Genomic DNA, 4920 nt, shown 5'->3' on the forward strand with positions numbered 1-4920 from the left:
TACCGCGAGCGTGCGTGTCCGCGGCCAACACGCCGCAGAAATCCCTGAGTATCCGCGCGCTCGCGCTCGGGCGTCAGCGGGTGCCGGGCACCAGCCAGCGTCCCGACAGCACCCGCCACCCGACGAACACCAGGCGCAGCACCATGAACGTGCTCAGCCCGGCCCAGATGCCCAGCAGTCCCCACCCGAATGCCAGTGAAAGCCAGATCAGCGGCAGGAAACCGACCAGCGCGCTGATCAGCGTCGCATTGCGCATGAACGTCGCGTCGCCGGCCCCGAGCAGCACCCCGTCGATGGCGAAAACGATGCCGGCGATCGGCAACTGCGCCACCAGGAACCACCAGGGCACGCCGATCTGGTCGAGCACCGAACGATCTGAGGTGAACACCGCCGGGAACACCGAGTTGCCCAGCGCGAACACCGCGGCCAGCACCACACCGGCGACGGTGGAGAAGATCGTCACCCGCCACGCCACCGCTTTGGCGTGGGTCAGCTGGCCGGCACCGAGCGCGGCGCCGACCAGCGACTGGGCGGCGATCGCCAGTGAATCGAGCACCAGCGCAAGGAAACTCCACAATTGCAGCACCACCTGGTGCGCGGCGACGGCGGCGGCGCCGAACCGGGCCGCCACCGCGCCAGCGGAGATGAAGCAGGCCTGGAACGCCATGGTCCGCAGCACCAGGTCGCGGCCCATCACCACCTGCGCGCCCAGCACCTGCGGCCGCAACCGCAACGGCACCTTCTCGACGAGCAGCGCCCGGCAGAACAGCACCGCGGCCAGGTACTGCCCCACCACATTGGCCACCGCCGAGCCGGGCAGCCCGAGTTCGGGGGCACCGAACCAGCCGTACACCAGGAGCGGGCACAGCACCGCCGACACCGCGAACCCGACGACGACGTAGCGCAGCGGCCGCATGGTGTCCTGCACGCCGCGCATCCACCCGTTCCCGGCGGCGGCGATCAGGATCGCCGGGACGGCCAGGCTGGCGATGCGCACCCACGGCAGCGCCGCTTCGGCGATCTCGCCGCCGGCGGCCAGCGCGGATACCAGCGGTCTGGCGGTCAGTTGCACGGTGATGACGATCGCCGTCCCGATGCCCAGCGCCAGCCAGGTGGCCTGCACGCCCTCCTCGACCGCGGCCCTCCGGTCACCCGCGCCGTACAACCGGGCCGCACGCGCGGTGGTGCCGTAGGACAGGAAGGTCAGCTGTGAGCTCAGCACGCCCATGACCAGCGCACCGATCGCCAGGCCGGCCAGGCTCAGCGCGCCGAGCCGGCCGATCACCGCCAGATCGAACAGCAGATAGACGGGTTCGGCGGCGAGTACACCGAGAGCAGGGAACGCCAGTGCGGCGATCCGCCGGTTGGTCGCCGGTTCGACCGCGTCAGCCAAGGGCGGCACGCAGCGCGGCGACCAGGTCGTCGGCGGTTCCGGACGCCGAGTAACCGGCGGCCAGCCGGTGTCCGCCGCCGCCGAAGGTACCGGCGACCTTCGACACGTCCAGCGACTTGGACCTCATCGACACCGACCACCGCTGGGGCCCGATCTCCTTGAACACCGCCGCCACCTCGGCCTGCTGGGTGGTGCGCACGATGTCGACGATGCTCTCGATCTCCTCCGAGCGGGCCGCCGACCACTCCTCGTGGTCGACGATCGCGCACACCAGTCCGCGGCCCCCGGCCGCGTCGGCGTCCAGGCGTGCCGATCCCAGCACCCGCGACAGCATGGGTAGCCACGCGAACGGGTGCGTGTCGAGCAGCGTGCGGCTCACCGCGGCGTTGTCCACGCCGAGTTCGACCAGCCGCGCCGCCAGCCGATGGGCGCGGGCGCTGGCCCATCGGAACGATCCGGTGTCGGTGGCCAGCCCCGCGTACAGGCAGTGGGCCACCGGCAGGTCGATCGGGGTCTCCCACGCGTCGAGCAGGTCGGCGACCAGCATCGTCGTCGAATCCGCCGTGGGGTCGACGAAGTTCGCGGTGCCGAACAACTGGTTCGACGCATGATGGTCGATGACCAGCACCGCGCGGCCGGTTTGAGTCAGCTCGACGAGCGCGCCCAGCCGGTTCACGCTGGGGATGTCGACGGTCACCACCAGGTCGGCGTCGCGGCGCAGTTCCTGCGGGGCGACCAGCAGATGGCCGCCCGGCAGCGTGTGCAGGGACTCGGGAAGCTCGTCGGGCTCGGCGAAACTGACCTGGACACGCTTGCCGGCCTTCTCGAGGACCAGTGCCAGCGCCAGCCCGGCGCCGATGGTGTCGGCGTCGGGGAACACATGGCACACCACACTGACGGTGTCCGCGCCGGTGAGCAGCTCAGCCGCTTTGCGGGCGTCGACGCGGGCGCCCGCGGCGGCCGAGCCGCCCAACCGGGTAGTGGTCAGGGCTTCAGCTGTCGCGTCTGTCATCGAGCGTGTCAAGGTCACCCGTGTCCTCAGCGTCCCCGGTCGGTTCGTCCTCCGCCCCGGTTACACGGTACGGGTCAGGTTCACCTGCGTGCCTGGCACCCTGCCGAACTCTCGCCAAATCCTCATCGGCCGCTCGCGCGCGGGCCAGCAGTTCCTCCATCCGGTGCGCCGTGTCGGGCACCATGTCTCGCGAGAACGCGAGCGTCGGCGTGAACCGGACCCCCAACGCCGCCCCCACCTTGGTCCGCAGCACGCCCTTGGCTTTCTCAAGGGCGGCTGCGGCACCGTCGTAGTCGGGCTCTTCGTCGAGGGACCGGCCCAGCACCGTGTAGAACAACGTGGCGTCGTGCAGGTCGTTGGTGACCTTCGCGTCCGTGATCGTCACCCCGGTGAGCCGGGGATCCTTGATCTCGTACTCGATCGCCGTCGCGACGATGGTGGAGATCCGCTTGGCCAGCCGCTTCGCCCGTGCGGGATCAGCCACGACGCTCCTCTCCCAAGCGGACGTCGGTCACATGCTCCTCGCGCAAGCGCTCGTCGGTCGCTACGTCCTCGACCACCTACGTCCTCGCCTTCTCGACGAGCTCGTAGGTCTCGATGACGTCGCCTTCCTTGATGTCGTTGTAGGTCAGCGTCAGACCACACTCGTAACCGTCGCGGACCTCGGTGACGTCTTCCTTCTCGCGCCGCAGCGACGAGACGGTGAGGTTCTCGGCGACCACGACGTTGTCGCGCAGCAGCCGCGCCTTGGCGTTGCGGCGCATGATGCCCGACTGGACGAGGCAGCCGGCGATGTTGCCGACCTTCGACGACCGGAAGATCGCCCGGATCTCGGCGCGGCCGAGTTCCTTCTCCTCGTAGATCGGCTTGAGCATGCCCTTGAGCGCACTCTCGATCTCGTCGATGGCCTGGTAGATCACCGAGTAGTACCGGATCTCCACGCCTTCGCGGTTGGCCAGCTCAGTCGCCTTGCCCTCGGCACGGACGTTGAAGCCGATGATGATCGCATCCGACGCCGACGCCAGGTTGACGTTGGTCTCGGTGACACCACCGACGCCGCGGTCGATGACGCGCAGCTCGACCTCGTCGTCCACCTGGATGCCCAGCAGGGCCTCCTCCAGCGCCTCGACGGTGCCGGAGTTGTCGCCCTTGAGGATCAGGTTCAGCTGGCTGGTTTCCTTCAGCGCCGAATCCAGGTCCTCCAGGCTGATCCGCTTGCGGGTGCGGGCGGCCAGCGCGTTGCGCTTGCGCGCACTGCGCCGGTCAGCGATCTGGCGGGCGATGCGGTCCTCGTCGACGACCAGGAAGTTGTCACCCGCGCCCGGCACCGACGTGAAGCCGATGACCTGCACCGGCCGCGACGGGAACGCCTCGGTGACGTCTTCGCCGTGCTCGTCGACCATGCGGCGCACGCGGCCGTAGGCATCGCCTGCGACCACGGAGTCGCCGACCCGCAGCGTGCCGCGCTGGATGAGCACGGTGGCCACCGGGCCGCGACCGCGGTCCAGGTGCGCCTCGATCGCCACACCCTGGGCCTCCATGTCGGGGTTGGCCCGCAGGTCCAGCGACGCGTCGGCGGTCAGGATGACCGCTTCCAGCAGGGCCTCGATGTTGGTGCCCTGCTTGGCGGAGATGTCGACGAACATGGTGTCGCCGCCGTACTCCTCGGCGACCAGCCCGTATTCGGTCAGCTGCGCCCGGATCCGCTGGGGGTCCGCGCCTTCCTTGTCGATCTTGTTGACCGCCACCACGATCGGCACATCAGCGGCCTGCGCGTGGTTGATGGCCTCCACCGTCTGCGGCATCACGCCGTCGTCGGCCGCGACCACCAGGATCGCGATGTCGGTGGCCTTCGCGCCACGGGCACGCATGGCGGTGAACGCCTCGTGACCCGGGGTGTCGATGAAGGTGATGGGCCGCTCGGTGCCGTCGAGGTCGACGGTCACCTGGTAGGCGCCGATGTGCTGGGTGATTCCGCCGGCCTCGCCCTCGCGGACGGTGGCGTTGCGGATGGTGTCCAGCAGTCGGGTCTTGCCGTGATCGACGTGACCCATGACGGTGACCACCGGCGGGCGGACCTCGAGGTCCTCTTCGCCGCCTTCGTCCTCGCCGTAGGTGAGGTCGAACGACTCCAGCAGCTCGCGGTCCTCGTCCTCCGGGGACACGACCTGCACGACGTAGTTCATCTCGCTGCCGAGCAGCTCGAGGGTCTCGTCACCCACCGACTGGGTGGCCGTGACCATCTCGCCGAGGTTGAACAGCGCCTGCACCAGCGAGGCCGGGTTGGCGTTGATCTTCTCGGCGAAGTCGCTCAGCGACGCGCCGCGGGCCAGCCGGATGGTCTCGCCGTTGCCGTGCGGAAGCCGCACGCCACCGACGACCGGGGCCTGCATGTTCTCGTATTCGGCCCTTTTCGCGCGCTTCGACTTACGTCCGCGCTTCGGGGCACCACCGGGACGGCCGAAGGCGCCTGCGGCACCGCCGCGCTGGCCGGGGCGGCCACCGCCGCCACCGG

Annotated in this window: 4 protein-coding genes; all 4 read right to left on the reverse strand. The window is 69.7% G+C overall.

From position 1 onward, the window contains the following. Positions 1 to 73: 73 nt before the first annotated feature. Positions 74 to 1393: an MATE family efflux transporter gene (locus tag MVA01S_RS28565; RefSeq protein WP_040543113.1), complete on the reverse strand. Its 1320-nt coding sequence runs from the start codon at positions 1391 to 1393 to the stop codon at positions 74 to 76. After that, positions 1386 to 2405 carry a DHH family phosphoesterase gene (locus MVA01S_RS28570; protein ID WP_051015395.1) on the reverse strand — a complete coding sequence of 340 codons (1020 nt, stop codon included), beginning with the start codon at positions 2403 to 2405 and terminating at the stop codon, positions 1386 to 1388. The genes MVA01S_RS28565 and MVA01S_RS28570 overlap by 8 nt, the downstream gene beginning before the upstream one ends. Further along, positions 2386 to 2889, reverse strand: a complete 504-nt coding sequence (gene rbfA, locus MVA01S_RS28575) for a 30S ribosome-binding factor RbfA (RefSeq protein WP_003933607.1) — start codon at positions 2887 to 2889, stop codon at positions 2386 to 2388. Before rbfA ends, MVA01S_RS28570 begins: the two co-directional genes overlap by 20 nt. A 76-nt stretch (positions 2890 to 2965) precedes the next feature. Then, the coding region (gene infB / locus MVA01S_RS28580; RefSeq protein WP_082762414.1) for a translation initiation factor IF-2 at positions 2966 to 4920 on the reverse strand (1955 nt) is incomplete at its 5' end.

The sequence above is a fragment of the Mycolicibacterium vaccae NBRC 14118 = CIP 105934 genome, from assembly GCF_001552715.1.
Taxonomy (GTDB): Bacteria; Actinomycetota; Actinomycetes; order Mycobacteriales; family Mycobacteriaceae; genus Mycobacterium; species Mycobacterium vaccae.

Bases quoted from the DNA above. Each gene is read 5' to 3' on its own strand.
- MVA01S_RS28570 (WP_051015395.1), bottom strand. From the start codon at position 2,405: ATGACAGACGCGACAGCTGAAGCCCTGACCACTACCCGGTTGGGCGGC.